Genomic DNA, 16,929 nt, shown 5'->3' with positions numbered 1-16,929 from the left:
CGAGTAGCCGGAGCGAATTTCGGTTACTCGCGGACTACAAAGTCCGCGCTACATTCCGAACTTGGCGCCTCCTCAACCGGTTACACCCACATGGAAAAGGACCGCATCAAACAAGCCTATCTCGACTTCGTGCTCAACGAAGGCCACCCGCCGCAATCGGTGTTCAAGCTCACCCAGCAGTTGGGCCTGGCCGAGTCGGAATTCTACCAGAGCTACCCCAATTTCGAAGCCATCGACCGCGAAATCTGGGCCGATTTTGGCCGGCAGGCGCGCGAAACCGCCGCCGCCGAGCCCGTGTGGGAAGGCTACGGTAGCCGCGAAAAGCTGCTGGCGTTCTACTACACGCTGCTCGAAATCCTCAAAAACAACCGCTCCTACGCCCTAATGAGCTTGCGCCGCTCGCTGCACCGCATCCCGGCGCTGTCGCCCCGCGTGCTCGACGACTTCCGGCAGGATTTCGAATATTTCGTGAGCGACCTGCTTAGCGCCGGCCGCGTAACCGGCGAAATCGCCAACCGCCCGCTGGTGCAGGACGGCTACCCGCGCTTTTTCTGGCAGCAGGCGCTGTTCGTGCTCGGCTATTTCGCCAAAGACGACACCGTGAATTTCGAGCGCACCGACGCCGCCGTGGAAAAAGCCGTGACGCTGAGCTTCGATTTGGTGGGCCGCAATACGATTGATTCGGCCGTGGATTTCGTGCGGTTTCTGGTGCGGAAATAATTACGTAATGGACGAACCCCAAACCTCTCTGCCGACCACCAAGGTGGCCCGCGCCGCCCGCTTTGCCAAAACCGGCTTCAACGTCGGCACCAATTATATAAAGCACTACGCCAAGAAAGCCGTTGGCGCAGAATCGACCACTGCGGACCTGCACGCCGCCAACGCCGCCGAGCTCTACGGCACGCTGAGCGAGATGAAGGGTTCCGTGCTGAAAGTGGCGCAGATGCTGGCCATGGAAAAGAACATGCTGCCCACGGCCTACGCCGAGCAGTTTGCCCAGGCCCAATACTCGACCCCGCCCCTCTCCGGCCCGCTGGTGGTGAAGGCGTTTCGGGACGCGTTTGGGAAGTCGCCGTTTCAGCTTTTCGATGAGTTTGAGCCGGAGGCGCGGCAGGCGGCCAGCATTGGGCAGGTGCACTTCGCCCGCAAGGATGGCAAAGCCTTAGCCGTGAAAGTGCAATACCCCGGCGTGGCCGACAGCATCAAGTCGGATATCCGGCTGGTGAAGCCCATTGCCCTGCGCATCATGGGCCTTAACGAAGCCCAGGTGCGGCCTTACCTGGAGGAAGTCGAAACCCGCCTGCTCGAAGAAACCGATTACAAGCTGGAGCTGCGGCGCGGCCAGGACATTGCGGCCAACTGCCAAGAAATTAATCACCTGGAGTTCCCGGCCTATTACCCCGAGTTTTCCACGGCCCGCATTCTCACCATGGATTGGCTGCCCGGCCAGCACCTCAAGGAGTTTCTGGCCACCAATCCTAGTAAGGAAATCCGCAACCAAATCGGTCAGGCGCTGTGGGATTTCTACCAGTTCCAGTTCAACCAGCTGCACCAGCTGCACGCCGACCCGCACCCCGGCAATTTCCTGTTGCGGGCCGATAACGGCGGCACCCTCAGTGTGCTCGATTTTGGCTGCGTGAAAGAAGTGCCGGTGGACGTTTACGAGTTATTTACCGCTTTGCTAGCTCCCGAAACCATTGCCGACGAAGCCCGCCTCGAAGCCCTGCTCACCCAGGCCGGCGTGCTCCGCGCCACCGATGCACTGGCCATGCAGGCGCTTTACCTGCGCACCATGCGGGTATCGCTGGAGCTGGTGGGCCGCCCCTTCCGCCAGGCCACGTTCGATTTCGGCGACCCAACTTACATGGCCGCCCTCTACGCCCTCGGCGACGACCTGATGGCTGACCCCGAGCTGCGCAAGCAGCGCGAGCCGCGGGGCTCCGAGCATTTTATCTACTTGAACCGCACCTACGTGGGCTTGTTTGCACTGCTCACGGAGCTGGGCGCTTCCATTCAAACCGGAATTCCGGCTATGAGGTAGCCCAAGCGAAAGCATGTGCTACATTTCGGTTATGAACCTCCGGACCGAGCTACTGCGGGAACATTCGGCGCGCCAGACCCAGCGACTGGCCGAATACGCCTGTGCCCACCCCACGGCCCTGGCCGAGCTCCTGCAACTGTTCTGGTACGGCGCGGAGCGCGAGCGCCAGCTGGCCGCCGACGTGCTGGGCTGGGTGGGCGAGCGCCGGCCCAAATGGCTGGTGCCCCACCTGCCGGGCCTGCTGGCCGCCGCCCAGCCCAGTCCAGAGCAGCACCCGGCCATTCGGCGAGCCGTGGCGCGGGCCTTGCAATTTGTGCCCGTGCCCGAAGAGTGGCAGGCTTTGGCATTCGATACCTGCCTGGGGCTGCTGCGGGCGCCCCGCGAGCCGGTGGCCATTCGGGCCTACGCCCTCACCGCCGCCGCCCGCCTCGCCGGCCCCTATCCCGAACTGACCGCCGAGGTAATAGCTGCTGCCGAAACCGCGCTAAGCTCGACCACCTCGGCTGCGCTGCGCAGCCGGGCTGCGCGCGAATTACCAAAACTTCGCAATCTTATGCAGGAAGTTTTGCCGGGCTAGCTGTTGCACTGGCTCATTCGTTTCAATTATTACCAATTCCCATGCTCACCAAAAAACTACTCACGCTTGGCGCGGCCCTGCTCAGCCTCTCCTTTTCGGCTTCAGCCCAACAGATGGCCAGCTGCTGCGCCCGTCCCGCCGCCAACCTGTCGGCCTCGGCCACCGAGGCCTTCGCCATGCTCGCCACCGACAAGGATTTCTCGGGCGGCCACGACGCGCCCCTGCCCTATTCCTATGCGGGCGAAGGCAAGATGATTGAATTCAAAACCCCGGACGGTACGCCCGGCCACGGCTTCGAAATCAAGAGCGCCAAGCCCAGTAACAAGTACCTGTTCGTGATTCACGAATGGTGGGGCCTGAATGACTACATTAAGAAGGAAGCCGCCACCTTCGCCAACGAAATGCCCGATGTCAACGTCATTGCTGTGGACCTCTACGATGGCAAGGTGGCGACCACGCCCGAAGAAGCCGGCAAATACATGGGCGAGGTGAAAACCGAGCGCGCCACAGCCATCCTTAAAGGGGCCCAAATGTATGCCGGCCCCAAGGCCCAATTGGCCAGCATCGGCTGGTGCTTTGGCGGCGGCTGGAGCCTGCAGGAAGCCCTGCTCGGCGGCAAGCAAACGGTGGGCTGCGTGATGTATTACGGTATGCCCGAAAAGGACCCATCCAAACTCAAAACCCTGAACAGCGACGTGTTAGGCATTTTCGCCACTCAGGATAAATGGATTGACCCCGAAGTGGTGGGCCAGTTCAAGAAAGACATGACCGCCGCCGGCAAAAGCGTCACCATCGAAAACTACGACGCCGACCACGCCTTCGCCAATCCGTCGAACCCCAAGTTCAACAAGGAATACGCTACCAAAGCCCACGGCCAGGCGCTGGCCTACCTGCGCGGCCGCTTCAAGTCGAAAGCATAGTTTTTTTGGTTTGAAACGGAAAAGCCTTCCCGGTTGGGAAGGCTTTTTTTGTGCTACTTTGGTGAGTCCGAATCCACCTCCTCGCAACTAAAAGTTCGCGCTACTCCAATTCCCACCGTCATGGCCTCGCTCTCCGCCCTCCTCTCTGAATACGGCGAAAGCCACCAGAACCCCACCAACAAGCTGGTGCACTGGGTGTGTGTGCCGCTGATAATGTTCTCGCTCATCGGCCTGCTGTGGTCGGTGCCGGTGCCGGCGGCCATCCAGCAAATCAGCCCCTGGCTGAACTGGGGCACGCTGGTGATGGCGTTGGCCCTCGTGTACTACGTGCGGCTGAGCGGGCGGCTGGCGCTGGGCATGGTGCTGGTGTGGGTGGCCATGGCGGTGGCCCTGCGTGTGGTGGCGGGCGCGGCAGCGCTACCGCTGTGGGGTATTTGCCTCATCATCTTCGCCTTGGCCTGGGTGGGCCAGTTCTGGGGCCACAAGGTAGAAGGCAAGAAACCCAGCTTCCTCAAGGACCTGCAGTTTCTGCTGATTGGGCCGCTGTGGCTGCTGCATTTCGTGTACCGCCGGCTGGGCTGGGGATATTAATTTGAAGGAGACAAGCCGCTCACTTCCACAATACTGGTCCTTATGGCTTGGGCCGACTGATTTCGCCCGGCGTGCGGCCCATCAGCTTTTTGAACACCCGGTTGAAGGTAGACTTAGAATTAAAGCCCGACTCCAACGCAATGCCAACCAGCGAGTAATGCGCCAGGCGCGGGTCTTGCAGCTTGCGCTCGGCCTCGGCCACGCGGTAGCGGTTCACAAAGTCGTTGAAGTTCTGCCCGCAACCGGTGTTGATGACGTGCGAGAGCAGCGAAGTGTTGGTGCGCAGGCGATGGGCCAGCTCGGCCAGGGTGAGCTCGGGTTCCAGCCAGGGTTGCTGTTCGGCCATCAAAGCCAGCAGTTTCTCGCGCCACGGGTGCAGTTCGGGGGCCAGCGCGTCGGCAGTGGCCTCACGTTCTGCTGCCGCTGCGGCCTGCGTTGCAATACCCGCAGTTGCTTTTGGCGCATCAGCCACGGCAACAGCGGGAACGAATGGTATTGCCACAACCGGAGCAGTGGCCATTTCTTCGGTTATTGTACCAGGCCCGGGCGCTATTTCAGCCGATGCCAATGGCTTATAATTGAAGGAAACTTCGCCAACGTCAGCCGTTTCGGGTTCGAATCGCAGCGGTGTCATGGCAGCGAAGTTGGCCTGCAAGCCCACGACGCTCAGGTAATAAATCAGCGCCCCGTTGGCAAAGTAGGCGTACCAATAGTCGCCGTAGCCCAGCGGCCCAACGGCGCGGTTCACCAACTCAAAGCCCACCCACAGCACTAACCCCAGCAACGCGGCCACCAACAAATCGCGCAATCCCCGAAACCGAAGCCGCGCCGTGTCCGAAAAATTGTCGTCGAGGTAACGGCGGTAGCGGCGGAAAAGCCGCAGCGTGGCCAGCCCGTAGCCCAGCATCAGCGCATAGCCCAGCCACTCGGCGGGCGCACTCAGCGTATCGAGGAAGTTGGCTGCCGCGCCTTTAGTGCCAAAGTGGTAAGGCAGCGCCCAGCCGTGTAGCGCCCGGCCCCAGACCAAATCGTAGAGCGCCGCCGCCGCGTACAGCCCCGCAAATAGTAGCCCCGGCAGCAAGTGCCCCCAGTGCTTCCGCAGCTCAAATTCTTGGTTGGTGAGGCTGCGGAAGTACAGGTAAAACGCCGGCCCCCAGGCCAGCCAGGGCCGCCACGGCACGTAAAACATTGCAGTGGAGTGGCCGTCGTGGCTGTCGTACCAGCCGGCGTAGCCCAGCATCCACTGCGTTACGGGCAGCACATTCAGGAATAGAAGCAGCGCCAGTAGCCCATCGGGCAACGCGCCGAAACGGAAATTGCGAATCAGTAAATGCCCCGCCAGCACCAGCCCCGGCACCACAAACGGCAGCAGCAGCGCGCTATGCGCCCCAAATTCAAACAGCATGTTGCGAAGCTAGTGCATATAGCCATGCCTTCGCCCCCAACGACCCTAGCTCAATGCCAGCATGCCGGCCAGCTCGGCCACACATTCGGTGAGCTGCTCCCAGGCGGGCAGCATGAAGTACTGATTTTGGTACCGCGCCCCAGTTACAGGCGTGCGGAGCACGGTGGCCAGGTCGAAGGACGGGCGCGGCGTTAACTCGTTCACGCAGTGGTGGATTTCACCGGCCGACGACAGCAGACCCGCCCCGTAGAGGTGCGGCTTGCCCTCGTACTGCACCATGCCAAACTCGGCCGTGAAGAAGTACAGCGCCCACAGCTGCTCCCGCGCCGGCGAGCCCGCCGGCTGGGCCACGTAGGCTTGCCCCAGCTCATGCAGGAAGTTGGCCAGCCCCTCATCAAGCAGCATCGGTACGTGCCCAAACAAGTCGTGGAACAAGTCCGGCTCGGGGCTGAAATCGAAGGCTTGCATCGACCGGATGCGGGTCACAATCGGAAACTTACGCTCGGCCAGCAGGGCGAAAAACGCGGCAGGTTCGAACGGCCGGCCCACCGGCGCCAATTGCCAGCCGGTTTCGGCCTCCACCGTAGCGCTCAGCTCCCGGATGTCAGGGATGGCTTCGCGCCGGAAGCCTAACCGAGTCAATCCTTCCCAAAACGCCGGCACGGCCCGCCGGTGCAGCAGCGCGGTCTGGCGGTCAAACAGCATCTTCCAGATGAGCTGGTCCTGGCTGGTGGCGTTGGCGGAGGTGGGCTTGGTAAACATAGCGTAACGAAAAAGGTAAACGTGGTTAAAACAGGGCGAAAAAAAAGCCCGATATCCTGGCGGATTCGGGCTTTTGAAGGTTTCTAGAGAAGTTCGGGTGTCATGCCTCGTCTTCCGTTAGCGCCAATCGCAGCCCGTACCCGCCCTGTTTGGGGGCGGTCATTAGGGTGTTAATGCAATTGACGAATTGGTGGCGCATGAGTGAGACGAATTTAGGAACCGATTTTAGAAATGCAAGCATTTCCCCACATTAATTTTTCTTTATTCAAGTTCCTGGCGCAGCTGGTACACGCGCCGCAGGTTGCGAATCAGGCGGGCCGATTCATCAAAATCCAGCGTCTGCGCACCGTCCGAGGCAGCAGTTTCGGGCGTTTCGTGGGTTTCGTACACGATGCCGTCGGCTCCGGCCATCACTCCGGCCAGCGCCATCGTGGGCACGTACTCCCGGATGCCGATGCCGTGCGAAGGGTCAACAATCACCGGCAGGTGGCTCTTGGCTTTCAGAATCGGCACCGCGTTCAAATCCAAAGTATTGCGGCTAGCGGTTTCAAACGTGCGGATGCCGCGCTCACAGAGAATCAGCTTCTCGTTACCGCCCGAAAACACGTACTCGGCCGACGACAGCAGCTCCTCAATTGAGCCCGAGATGCCGCGCTTCAGAAGCACCGGCTTGTCCACGCCACCCAGGGCATCGAGCAGGTTGAAATTTTGGGTGTTGCGGGCTCCTACCTGGAACACGTCCACGAAGTCGTGCATCTCCTCCACCTGCGATACCTGCATGACTTCGGTCACAATTTTGAGGCCGCGCGCCCGGGCCATGCGGTGGAAATCACGCAACCCCTCCAGCCCCAGCCCGCGGAAAGCGTAGGGCGACGAGCGGGGCTTGAACACACCGCCGCGCATCAGGCGCACGCCGTTGGCCACGAGGTGGTCCATCACCTTTTCCATCTGGGCTTCGCTCTCGATGCTGCACGGGCCGGCGCAGATGGCCAGCGAGTTACCACCGATGCTCACGCCGTCGCCGAGGTCGAGCACGGTGGGCTTCACGCGCCACTTGCGGCTTACGAGCTTGTAGTCGTCGCTCACGCGGTGCACGTCGCGCACGCCGGGCAACTGGCCAATGGTGCGGATGTCGAATTCCTTCTTCCCAATGGCCACTAGGTAATGGGCGTGCTGGGTCGTGACTTCGGTGGCTTTGTAGCCCTGCTGCTTCAGGTGCTCGGTGATGGCGGGGACTGAAGCAGATTTTTCGAGTTGGATTATCATTGGATGCAGTCGAGGAGAATATAGAACGTCATGCCGAACGCAGCGAAGCATCTCGCGTGCAATGGCATTCCAATTTGTTCAAACAAAAGAATCAGTGGCGGCACGCAAGATGCTTCGCTGCGCTCGGCATAACGTTCCGGTTACGCCTCCTTGATGCCCCGCACGAAGCGCCCAGCGGCGGCCGGGGCATCGTCAACATCTTCCAGCGCTCGAATAAGAGCGGAGCCGATGATAGCGCCTTCAGCATGATGGCAGGCGCGGTCGAAACCGGCTTTATCGGCAATGCCGAAGCCGATGAGGCGGGGATTGCGCAGGTTCAGGGCCGCGATGCGCTCGAAGTATTTGGCCTGAACCTCAACATCTGGCTGCGTGGTGCCGCCGGTGGTGCCGGGGCCAGATACCAAGTACAGAAAGGCTTCGGAGAGGCTGTCGAGGCGACGGATACGTTCTTCCGAGGTTTGGGGAGTGATGAGAAAAACGGCTTTAAGGCCGTGTTTTTTGAAGATTTCCTGGTAGAATTCTTCGTATTCATCGAGTGGCAGGTCGGGTAGAATAAGGCCATCAATGCCCACGGCGGCGGCCTGGCGGCAGAATTCTTCCACCCCAAACTGCATCACCGGGTTGAGGTAGCCCATGAGCAGCACCGGCGTTTCGGGCACGGCGGCACGCAGGCCTCGCAACTGCTCGAACAGCACGGGCAGGTTCATGCCATTGGCCAGGGCCACCGTGCTGCTGCCCTGGATGATGGGGCCATCGGCCAGCGGGTCGGAGAAGGGCATACCGATTTCGAGAATGTCGGCTCCGGCCTCCACCAGCGCCCGAGCCAGCGGAATGGTGTCGTGCAGGCTGGGGTAGCCGGCGGTGAAATAGGTATTGAGCAGGTTGCGCTTGCTCGCGAAGGCATGTTTGATGCGGTCCATATAAATCGTTTTGGGAAGCCGCAGACTACACCAGCTTGTCCATGTTTTTGAGGTATGTTTCCAAATCCTTGTCGCCGCGCCCGGAGAGGTTAACCACCACTACGTCGTCCGGCCCCGCCCCAAGCTGGCCCAGAGCCGCCAGCGCGTGGGCCGTTTCCAGGGCCGGGATGATGCCTTCAAGGCGGCTCAGCTCGGCCACGGCAGCCAGCGCCTCATCGTCGGTAATGGCGATGAACCGGGCGCGGCCCACATCGCCCAGATAGGCGTGCAGCGGCCCGATGCCGGGGTAGTCCAGCCCGGCGCTTAGCGAGTAGGGCTCGGTAATCTGGCCGTGCTCGTCCTGCATCAGCAAGGTCTTGCTGCCGTGGATGATGCCCGGCTTGCCCAGCACCGACGTGGCCGCCGAATGGCCGGAGTGGATGCCGTGGCCAGCGGCTTCCACCGCAATCAGGCGCACCGCAGGCTCGTCCAGAAAGTGGTAGAACGCGCCGGCCGCGTTAGAGCCGCCGCCCACGCAGGCCACCACGAAATCGGGCAGCTCGGAGCCGGTTTTTTCCAGCAGCTGCTTGCGCATTTCCTCACTGATAACGGCTTGCAGGCGCGCCACCAAATCGGGGTACGGGTGCGGGCCCACCACCGAGCCGATGATATAGTGGGTATCGACGGGGTTGGCAATCCAGTCGCGGATGGCCTCGTTGGTGGCGTCTTTCAGGGTTTGGCTGCCGCTGGTGGCGCGGCGCACTTCGGCCCCGAGCAGGCGCATCCGGGCCACGTTGGGCGCCTGGCGCTCCATGTCGATGGCACCCATGTACACCACGCAGGGCAGGCCCATGAGGGCGCACACGGTGGCGGTAGCCACGCCGTGCTGCCCCGCCCCGGTTTCGGCAATGATGCGCGTTTTACCCAAGCGCTTGGCCAGCAGAATCTGGCCCACGGTGTTGTTGATTTTGTGGGCACCAGTATGGCAAAGGTCTTCGCGCTTGAGGAAAATCCGCGTGTTGTATTTGGCCGACAAGCGCTTGGCTTCGAATAGCGGCGTGGGGCGGCCTACATAGTCGCGCAGCAGCCCTTGCAATTCGGCCTGAAACGCCGGGTCGGCCATGATTGCCAGGTACTGCGTGCGCAGCTCTTCCACGTTGGGAAAAAGCATTTCGGGCACGAATGCGCCACCGAACTGGCCGTAGTAGCCACGGGCCGTGGGCTGTTTATAAGAGGTTGTAGAAGTCATATCGATGTTGCGCCGGAGCGCAATTGGGTGAGCATTTGGGCCAGGCGGCCGGCATCTTTCACGCCCGGCGCAGTTTCAAAACCACTGTTCAAATCGACGCCGGCCAGACCGGGCAGGCGCAGGTTGGCCAGCTCGGCGGCATGTTCCAGCCCCAGCCCGCCGGCCAGGAAATAGGGCACGGGCAGGTTGTAAGACTGCAACAGATTCCAGTTGAAAGTGGCCCCGTTGCCACCGGGCGCGAGGCCTTTGGTATCGAAGAGGAAGTAGTCGCAATACGGTACGTAAGGCAGCAGGGAAGCAAAATCAACCTTCTCCCCTACCGAAAATGCCTTCATCACCAGCAGGCCCGCTTCGTTGAGTTCTTCACACTGCGCGGGCGTTTCCTGCCCGTGCAGCTGCACGCCGGCGAGGCCGAAGCGCTGCGCCGTTGTGAGAATATTTTCGGTGGTTTCGTTCACAAACACGCCTACTTTCCAAATGGTTGGCGGCAGGGCACGCACCAGGTCGGGGGCCAGCATCTCGCCCACAAAGCGGGGCGACTTGGGGGCGAAAATGAAGCCCAGGAAATCCGGCCCCAATGCAGCCACCTCTGCCAATGTGGCCGCGTCGCGCATGCCGCACACCTTCACCAGCAGCCGCGCCGGGGTAACTGGTACTGAACCTACTTTTGCACCGGGCACGCCCGCAGCGGCTGCTAAATCGGATAAGTTGGGGCGGGGCGTTTTCATTTCCAGCAGCTAGGCAACGGCGGATTCTGTTTTCGGCAGGGCCGCGATTTCCTGCACCAGCATGGCGCAGGCACGCTCGGGGCGGGCGTGGCGCATAAAGGCCTCGCCCAGCAGGAAGCCGCGGTAGCCCACTTCGCGCAGCTGGCCAATGGCTGCTGCCGTGGATATGCCGCTTTCCGAGACTTTCACGAAGTCGCTCGGAATGGCTTCGGCCAGCGCCATGGAGGTGTCGAGATTCAGGCTGAAATCGTGCAGGTTGCGGTTGTTCACGCCGATGAGGTTCACAGCTTCGGCATTGGCCGAGCGGGCTAGCTCTTCGCCGTCGTGCACTTCCAGCAGCACTTCGAGGCCCAGGGAGCGGGCCAGCCGGCCCAGCGCATCAATTTCCTGGGGCGTGAGGACGGCCGCAATCAGCAGCACGGCATCGGCCCCGATGCTTTTGGCTTCGAGAATCTGGTACTCGTCTACCACAAAATCCTTGCGCAGGATGGGACAGAAATTGAAGCGGCGGGCCGTGGTCAAATCCTCATTCTTACCACCGAAAAATTCGGCATCGGTGAGGATGGACAGTGCCGCCGCGCCTGCCTGCATGTAGCCCAGCGTGGTGCGTTCCACGGGTGCGTACTGGTTTATCCAGCCCTTGGAGGGCGACTTGCGCTTGAATTCGGCAATGAGCCCGCTGCCGCCTTCGCGCAGCAGGTACTTGCGCAGCGACAGCGGCTGCGAATTGAAGTACAGACTGGTTTCGAGCAGCTTAACGGGCACCAGCTCGCGGCGGCTGGCAACTTCCTTGCGCTTGTGGGCGACGATGGTATCGAGAATCGTTGATTGGGACATGACTTGGAAAACAGTAGCGCGCAGGATTTGCTCCGCGCCATGTAGAAATTTTATTGAATGGCCAGCATGGTTTCGAATGCCTTACGGGCTGCGCCCGAGTCCAGCGATTCGCGGCTGAGGGCTAGGGCATCGGCCCAGCTCAGGCCGGGGCGGGCGCATTGCAGGGCCAGGGCGGCGTTGGCGGTGGTCACGTTGCGCTGGGCGGCGGTGCCGTGGCCATCGAGCACCTGTTTGAATAGCTCGGCGGCAGCGGCTACGGTGCTGCCGCCGGCCAGGTCGTCGGCGGTGCAAGCGGGCAGGTTTAGGGTGTCGGCGGTCAGCATCCGCTCGCCTTCGAAGGACGAAACCACTTTGGCTGGGCCGGTGAGGGCCAGCTCGTCGTAGCCATCGAGGGCGTGCACCACGGCGTAGCGGGTGCCGGTGGGCTGCATGAGGTAGTGGTAGAGGCGCTGGAGCTCCAGGCTGAACACACCCAGCAGCTGGGCCGCCGGCCGGGCCGGATTCACCAGCGGACCGAGGATGTTGAAGAAGGTGCGCAGGCCCAGCTCGCGCCGCACTGGCCCGGCGTGGCGCATGGCCGGATGGAAAGCCGGCGCGTGCAGAAAGCAGATGCCGGCGCGGTCGAGCTGCCGCCGCAGCTGGTCAGAGCTGGCTTCGAAGTTGTAGCCGAAATGCGCCAGCACATTCGAAGCGCCCGATACCGACGACACGCCGAAGTTGCCGTGCTTGGCCACCTGCGTGCCCGCCCCGGCCACGATGAAACAAGCCAGCGTGGAGATGTTGAGCGTGTTTTTGCCATCGCCGCCCGTACCCACGATGTCCACTACGTCGTGCGTGCCCAGCTCGGGGTCGCGGCTCAAATCGAGCAGCGCCTGGCGGAAACCCGCCAGTTCGGCCACCGTGATGGGCCGCATGCGATACACGGCCAAGAAAGCCGCCGTTTCGGCCGGGTTGGCTCCGCCCTCACCCAGCTGGCGCATGGCGGCGTGGGCCTCGGCATGCGTCAGGGGCTGGTGGTCGAAAAGCTTGTTGAGAATCTGTTTCAAAATGCTGTAGGGTGCGAGGCTTGCCCCCGCCCGTCGTAGAACGACTTTGTTATTGAATCGATGCGGGATAAAACTGATTGGAATACCAGCCAAACAACCGGGCGGGGGCAAGCCCCGCCCCTACGCCAGCCAGTTGGCCAGCATCTGCGCGCCGTGCTCAGTGAGGATGCTTTCGGGATGAAACTGCACGCCGCGCACGTCATACTCGCGGTGGCGAAAGGCCAGCACCTCGCCATTGGCGTCGCGGGCCGTTACTTCCAGCGCGGCTGGCATCGACTCGGGCCGCACCGCCCAGGAATGGTAGCGCCCCACCTGGAACCGCGCCGGCAGGCCGGCAAAGAGGCGCTCGTCGCTTACGGTAACCTCGGCCTCGTTGGCTACACCGTGCAGCACGGCTGGGATGTTGTAAAGCTCCGCGCCGAAGCTTTCGGCCAAGCCCTGATGGCCGAGGCACACGCCCAGGATGCGCTTGGTTGGCGCATATTTCTCAATGATGGCGGGCATCAAACCTGCCTCCGTGGGAATGCCGGGACCGGGCGAAAGCAGGATGGCGTCATAAGCGGCTGCATCATCGAGCGACAGCTGGTCGTTGCGCGTCACGGTCATGTTCGGGCCGTGGCCGAGCTCGCGCAGCAGGTGCACCAGGTTGTAGGTGAAGGAGTCGTAATTGTCGAGAACGAGGATTTTCATGGCGACGGGCTGGTATTATTTAACATTTTCAGCAGCCCGCAGCGCCGCGCGCAAGGCTCCCAGCTTGTGGTGCACTTCTTCCAATTCCGACTGTACGCTGGAAGCCGCTACCACGCCCGCGCCAGCCTGGAAATACAGCTGGTTGCCGGTGCTTAGAAACGAGCGAATCATAATGGCATGGTTGAAATTGCCATCGAAACCCAGATGGCCCAGGCAGCCACCATAGTAGCCGCGCGCGGTAGGTTCCAGCCCATCAATCAATTGAATAGCGCGGAACTTGGGCGCGCCGGAGAGCGTGCCGGCCGGGAAGGTATCGGCTACCACCTGCAGCGTGTCGGTATTCTCGGCCAGCTCGGCCGTGACTTTGCTCACGAGGTGAATTACGTGCGAGTAAAACTGAATTTCGCGCAGCGTGCGCACCTCTACTTTGGTACCGTGGCGCGCTAAGTCGTTGCGGGCCAGGTCCACCAGCATCACGTGCTCGGCGTTTTCCTTGGGGTCGGCGGCCAGGCGCTGGGCGGCGGCGGCATCGGCGGCATCGTCGCCGGTGCGGCGGTAGGTGCCCGCGATGGGGAACAGGGTGGCTTCGCGGCCCTGCACCAGCACCTGCGCCTCGGGCGAGGAACCGAAGATTTTGTAGTCGCCGTAGTCGAAGTAGAACAGGTACGGCGATGGATTTATGGACCGCAGTGCGCGGTACACGTTGAACTCATCGCCCGAAAACCCCTGCTGAAACCGGCGTGAAAGCACAATCTGAAACACGTCGCCGCGCAGGCAGTGGGACTGGCCCTGCGTGAGGCGCGCCAGGAATTCCTCATCGGTCTGGTTGGTTTGCTCCGCTCCTACCGTGGCGAAACCGAAGTTCGGCACGCTGGGATGGCGCACCAGGTTTTCGAGCCGGTCGAGGCCGTCTGTCTCGGCCGAGGGCTCACCGGCCACACTGTGCTCAAACAGGTGCAGCTCCTGCCGGAAGTGGTTGAAGGCGATGACGTAGCGGTACACGCCGTAGCGAATCAGTGGAATATCGCCAGCTGGCACTTTCTGCGGGTTTAGCTGCACGTCCTCAAAGCTTTGCACCGCCTCGTAGCCCATGTAGCCAAACAAACCAGTGCTGATGAAGGGCAGCTTTTCGGCCGCAGCATCGGGCGTGCCGGCAGCGGCGAAGTCGCGCAGCCGGGCCAGTGCCTCGCGGGGGTGGGCCAGCGTTTCGGTGGTTTCGGGCACGCCGGGCAGCAGCTGGCGCAGCACGCCGCCGCGCCGCAGCTCAAACGTGGCCAGCGGCTCGCACACCAGGTAGCTAAAGGCGTTTTGCTGGCCGTGGTAGTCGGCGCTTTCCAGCAGCAGGCAGTTGGCGTACTGGTCGCGCAGGCGCAGGAACAGGCCCACGGGTGTCACCGTATCGGCAAGTAGGCGGCGGGTGCGGGTGAGGAGTTGGTAAGGCACGAGGATGAAAATGGAAACAGCAAAAACGAAAAAAGCCCGGCTGATGGGCCGGGCTTTTCGTGATTGCAGGGTAAAATCAGGTTGACTTCACAAGGCGCACAGGCAGGCCGGTCCGATGTTTCGGAGCTGCCACCACCAAGCCTGAGAAATACGCGTCGAGTTCATGTTGAGAAAGGCGCTTCGGGTGAAACGCGATGCAAAGATAAAGCGGCAATTTTGAAATTAGTGCAACTACCAACGAATTCCTATACGAAACCAGTAACCTTCCGGTTCCTTTTTAACCAATATTCAAATCAGCACCAAGCCCCAAAACTACTTCCGTTTCGGACTTGAAGCGCTGGTTTTCATTGCCGGAGCGAACAGAAACTGATAAGCCGCTGGAAATTCACGCCGCCAGAACCACTCCCGGTGCTCTCCATCGGCCGGGGCCGAAAACGCCAGATTGGCGGCTGGCACGCCTTCGGCCCGCAGCTCATCGCGCCACTGCGCCATCAGCGGCAACATGGTTTTCGACTCCTTGGGGCCGCACACGAAATAGAAGCGAGCCGTGCGGGCCGCCGGATGGGTTTTGGCATAGGCCCGTAGTGAATCGTTGCACACCCAGAAGGCGGGCGAAAATGCGCCCACCTCGCCAAAAACTTTGGGGTATTTCAGCGCGGCGTACACCGATATCAGTCCGCCCAGGCTGGAGCCGGCGATGCCGGTATACGCCGCCTCGGGCCGGGTGCGGTAATGCGCGTCCACGTAGGGCTTGAGGGTGAGAGCTAGAAAATCGACGTAGGCACTGCCCTGGCCGCCCCGGTGGGGTTGGTCCTTGAGTTCGGGACTGGCCCAGGGAATGTATTCGTCGGAGCGGAACTGGTCACCGTTGTCCACGGCCACCACGATGCTGCCGGTGGCGTCCTGCCCGGCCTTACGCAGGCGGTCAAGGGTTTCGTCGACGCCCCACTCGCCGCCGAAACTCGTGGCTTCGTCGAACACGTTCTGGCCGTCGTGCAGGTAGAGCACGGGGTAGCGGCGGGCGGGGTTGGCCGCGTAATCGGCGGGCAGGTACAGCCACACGCGCCGCTGCCGGCCCAGCTGCGGCATGGCGAAGGAGGCCGACAATATGCGCACCTGCGGCGTAGCGGTGTGCTTTTTAGCAGCGTCGCTCGGGGCGTTCCAGGCCAGCACCTGGTTGACGATTTCGCGGGTTGTGGTCAGGTCGGCTTTGCGGTTGGCAATCTGGTCGTTTTTGCCGTCTACTTCCACCGTCGGCCAGCTGCCGCGGGTAAACTTGTATTCGATGCTGCCCAGGCTGGGCGGCAGGCTGATTTGGTAGGTGCCGTCGGCCTGCTTCTGCAAGGCGTAGGCGCGGCTGTGCGGGTTCCAGCTATTGAAAGAGCCCGCTACGAACAGCGTGTCTTTAGCCGGTGTGGAGGCCGGTACCTGGGTCAGCTTCAGAATGGTCTGGGCGCTAGCAGTGCCCCACGCCAAGCCGAGGGCGCTGACCAGCAGCCCCGTGCGTTTTAACAGCAATTGTTGGTTCATTGGTTATCGAATGGTTTCACCGCTGCCGGCACCGCGCTCGGCGGCTTCGGTTTTGCGCAGGGTGTACACGGCCCGCACCGAGTCGATACCCGGCAGGCCGTTGGCCTGAAAATCCAGCAGGGCGCCCTTTTTCTGGGGGCCTTTCACGAAATGCCGGTACTCCTCGGCCGACTCGCGCACCACGTATAGCACACCCGGCGACGGCACTTTCAGGCGGGAGAAAAAACTGCGGCCATCGCCGGCCGGGCGGCGCGTGGTTTCGGCCACGGCACTGGTGCCCAGCAGCCGGTACTTAGCCACGTCGGCCCCCGGCGGGGTCAGGTTGCCCAAGCCATCCACAAATATTTCGCGGCGGGCCATGAGGTGCTCCAGGTCCAGGGTTTTGAGAAGGGTCAGGTTTTCCTCCGACATGATGAGCTGCTGCACCGTTTTGCCGGGGGCGGGCTCTTCATAATACACCAGCACCGGCTTTTTCAGCTTCAACTTGCTCACCACCATGGGCGGTGGTGCATCCTCGTTGTCGGTGGCGCGCTGCGTGGTGATAGGCGTGTACACCGGCGGCGGTTTCACCACCCCACGGGCACCGGGCGCGGGCTTGCCCGTGCTCTTGGGGGCCGGCTTGTGCGTACCGGGCCGGGACTGCGCCACGGCCCCGGTCACCGTGCCGGCCAATAGCAACGCGAGTAATGGTAGGTGCTTTTTCATTTTCTGAGGAAAAGCCAAAAGTAACGAGGAGAATATGGCCCGACAAGGCAATTACTGCGCCAACTGAGGGAAAACAGTGCCATTATGGGTCGGGCCGGGCCGGATTATGCCCCTGGCAAAGGTGGTTGATGCGGAATTGCCAAACGCCCCCTTCACTTTGCCAGCTATTCAGCAATCGGTTTCGGGGTGGGCGGCGGCTTTGGGCAAAGGAAAGCACTGGTAGATTGGTAAACCGCCCAA

General features: G+C 61.8%; 17 protein-coding genes. 5 read left to right on the top strand and 12 right to left on the bottom strand.

Going from position 1 to position 16,929, the window contains the following annotated elements; translation table 11 throughout:
- Positions 1 to 90 precede the first annotated feature (90 nt).
- From ACYVM5_RS16745 to ACYVM5_RS16725, 5 genes are all read left to right on the top strand, one after another.
- Positions 91 to 720: a TetR family transcriptional regulator C-terminal domain-containing protein gene (locus ACYVM5_RS16745; protein ID WP_460619249.1), complete on the top strand. Its 630-nt coding sequence runs from the start codon at positions 91 to 93 to the stop codon at positions 718 to 720.
- A 7-nt stretch (positions 721 to 727) separates the two neighbouring features.
- Positions 728 to 2,041: an ABC1 kinase family protein gene (locus ACYVM5_RS16740; protein WP_460619248.1), complete on the top strand. Its 1,314-nt coding sequence runs from the start codon at positions 728 to 730 to the stop codon at positions 2,039 to 2,041.
- Between the two features lie 31 nt (positions 2,042 to 2,072).
- Positions 2,073 to 2,618: a hypothetical protein gene (locus tag ACYVM5_RS16735; protein ID WP_460619247.1), complete on the top strand. Its 546-nt coding sequence runs from the start codon at positions 2,073 to 2,075 to the stop codon at positions 2,616 to 2,618.
- Between the two features lie 41 nt (positions 2,619 to 2,659).
- On the top strand, positions 2,660 to 3,538 hold the full coding sequence (locus ACYVM5_RS16730; RefSeq protein WP_460619246.1) for a dienelactone hydrolase family protein: 879 nt from the start codon (positions 2,660 to 2,662) through the stop codon (positions 3,536 to 3,538).
- Positions 3,539 to 3,658: 120 nt separating this feature from the next.
- Complete coding sequence (locus tag ACYVM5_RS16725) at positions 3,659 to 4,129, top strand: Mpo1 family 2-hydroxy fatty acid dioxygenase (RefSeq protein ID WP_460619245.1); 471 nt, start codon at positions 3,659 to 3,661, stop codon at positions 4,127 to 4,129.
- Between the two features lie 40 nt (positions 4,130 to 4,169).
- Here ACYVM5_RS16725 and ACYVM5_RS16720 read toward each other — a convergent pair whose 3' ends face one another.
- From ACYVM5_RS16720 to ACYVM5_RS16665, 12 genes are all read right to left on the bottom strand, one after another.
- The gene (locus ACYVM5_RS16720) at positions 4,170 to 5,534 is read right to left on the bottom strand and encodes a helix-turn-helix domain-containing protein (protein ID WP_460619244.1); all 1,365 of its coding nucleotides are present in this window, start codon (positions 5,532 to 5,534) and stop codon (positions 4,170 to 4,172) included.
- Positions 5,535 to 5,579: 45 nt separating this feature from the next.
- Positions 5,580 to 6,296, bottom strand: coding sequence for a phenylalanine-4-hydroxylase (locus ACYVM5_RS16715; protein ID WP_460619243.1), 717 nt, complete (start codon positions 6,294 to 6,296; stop codon positions 5,580 to 5,582).
- Positions 6,297 to 6,557: 261 nt separating this feature from the next.
- A complete protein-coding gene (gene aroF / locus ACYVM5_RS16710; RefSeq protein WP_460619242.1) occupies positions 6,558 to 7,562 on the bottom strand; it encodes a 3-deoxy-7-phosphoheptulonate synthase in 1,005 nt (334 codons plus the stop codon).
- A 140-nt stretch (positions 7,563 to 7,702) separates the two neighbouring features.
- Positions 7,703 to 8,482, bottom strand: a complete 780-nt coding sequence (gene trpA, locus ACYVM5_RS16705; RefSeq protein WP_460619241.1) for a tryptophan synthase subunit alpha — start codon at positions 8,480 to 8,482, stop codon at positions 7,703 to 7,705.
- Positions 8,483 to 8,507: 25 nt separating this feature from the next.
- Positions 8,508 to 9,710 carry a tryptophan synthase subunit beta gene (gene trpB, locus ACYVM5_RS16700; protein WP_460619240.1) on the bottom strand — a complete coding sequence of 401 codons (1,203 nt, stop codon included), beginning with the start codon at positions 9,708 to 9,710 and terminating at the stop codon, positions 8,508 to 8,510.
- Positions 9,707 to 10,438, bottom strand: coding sequence for a phosphoribosylanthranilate isomerase (locus tag ACYVM5_RS16695; protein WP_460619239.1), 732 nt, complete (start codon positions 10,436 to 10,438; stop codon positions 9,707 to 9,709). Before ACYVM5_RS16695 ends, trpB begins: the two co-directional genes overlap by 4 nt.
- 9 nt (positions 10,439 to 10,447) lie before the next feature.
- Positions 10,448 to 11,275 carry an indole-3-glycerol phosphate synthase TrpC gene (trpC, locus tag ACYVM5_RS16690; protein WP_460619238.1) on the bottom strand — a complete coding sequence of 276 codons (828 nt, stop codon included), beginning with the start codon at positions 11,273 to 11,275 and terminating at the stop codon, positions 10,448 to 10,450.
- Between the two features lie 50 nt (positions 11,276 to 11,325).
- On the bottom strand, positions 11,326 to 12,321 hold the full coding sequence (gene trpD, locus ACYVM5_RS16685) for an anthranilate phosphoribosyltransferase (RefSeq protein WP_460619237.1): 996 nt from the start codon (positions 12,319 to 12,321) through the stop codon (positions 11,326 to 11,328).
- A 120-nt stretch (positions 12,322 to 12,441) separates the two neighbouring features.
- Positions 12,442 to 13,011: an anthranilate synthase component II gene (locus tag ACYVM5_RS16680; RefSeq protein WP_460619236.1), complete on the bottom strand. Its 570-nt coding sequence runs from the start codon at positions 13,009 to 13,011 to the stop codon at positions 12,442 to 12,444.
- A gap of 15 nt (positions 13,012 to 13,026) precedes the next feature.
- Positions 13,027 to 14,454 (bottom strand): anthranilate synthase component I family protein, encoded by a 1,428-nt coding sequence (locus ACYVM5_RS16675; protein ID WP_460619235.1) that lies wholly within the window; start codon positions 14,452 to 14,454, stop codon positions 13,027 to 13,029.
- Between the two features lie 312 nt (positions 14,455 to 14,766).
- Positions 14,767 to 15,984 carry an alpha/beta hydrolase-fold protein gene (locus ACYVM5_RS16670; RefSeq protein ID WP_460619234.1) on the bottom strand — a complete coding sequence of 406 codons (1,218 nt, stop codon included), beginning with the start codon at positions 15,982 to 15,984 and terminating at the stop codon, positions 14,767 to 14,769.
- A gap of 3 nt (positions 15,985 to 15,987) precedes the next feature.
- Positions 15,988 to 16,689, bottom strand: coding sequence for a hypothetical protein (locus ACYVM5_RS16665; RefSeq protein ID WP_460619233.1), 702 nt, complete (start codon positions 16,687 to 16,689; stop codon positions 15,988 to 15,990).
- Between the last annotated feature and the right edge of the window lie 240 nt (positions 16,690 to 16,929).

It is taken from the genome of Hymenobacter ruber (assembly GCF_054783255.1).
Note: the sequence above shows the minus strand (reverse complement) of the source record. Positions and strands in the feature narration are given on the sequence as shown.